Annotated in this window: 1 protein-coding gene; it reads right to left on the minus strand. The window is 40.9% G+C overall.

Translation table 11 applies throughout. From position 1 onward, the window contains the following. Positions 1–58: 58 nt before the first annotated feature. Positions 59–860 (minus strand): ISL3 family transposase (locus tag FD07_RS11920; protein ID WP_156403290.1); only part of this gene is annotated, 802 nt, incomplete at its 5' end.

Consider the following 860-nt stretch of genomic DNA (forward strand, 5'->3'; position numbering starts at 1 on the left):
GGTTCTATGTCAACTGTTGTTGGTAATTCCATTTATAAAATTGTCTAATCTTTTGAGATTAGGCAATTTTTTTGAGTCCAAATGCCAGATGAATCCTTACTCTAAAGCTGGTGAAGCAGCCAAAGCCGTACGCAACTCGCTTTATTACCTTGATTTTGTTATTGATACCCTCCATTGGGCCATTTGAGAATTCATATCTCAGTGCATTATCAACGGATTCTCGGTTCTCAACCAGTGCGTTCAATGCCTTCGTCATTTCTTCTGAGCCATTGTCTTTTCCGTCTAGAACTGTTTCTAGTCGAGCGATGTCACGGTACCTAACGGCACTCATGACCGTCTGTAACTGGTTATATGCTTCGCGTAATTCTTCGTTGATATCAAGAAGATATTCAACTACGCTATTCTCAGTTTGGCTCCCAGGAATGTTAATGTAATTAGAGTACTTCTTGAAGTCCAACTTCTCGTTGGGCTTCAAGAACAGTCGCCAGTAACGCTTTAAAGCCTTATATTTCATGTTTGAAGGCGCATAGGATTTCATGATACGAATCCTTACTCGAGTGAATCCCCGAATAACGGAGTTAACGATGTGGAACCGATCGGTTACCACAATCGCATTTGGAAAAATAGATTCAGCTAGTTTGGGATAGGTGTAGTTCATATCTGTCACAATGACTTTGACGCTTTCTCTAGCTTTCTTCGTATAACGTCTAAAGTAATTCTCCAAATCGTAGAGTGTCCGCGATTCCAGAATGTCCAAAAATTCACACCGAATACCATCCATAAATACAAAGCTCATGGATCCCTTCGCGTCTTTGGTAGACTTGACCTCATCCATGTTAATTACAGCCGGTAACCAGTCA

This window comes from Levilactobacillus parabrevis ATCC 53295 (genome assembly GCF_001434055.1).
Classification (GTDB): Bacteria; Bacillota; Bacilli; order Lactobacillales; family Lactobacillaceae; genus Levilactobacillus; species Levilactobacillus parabrevis.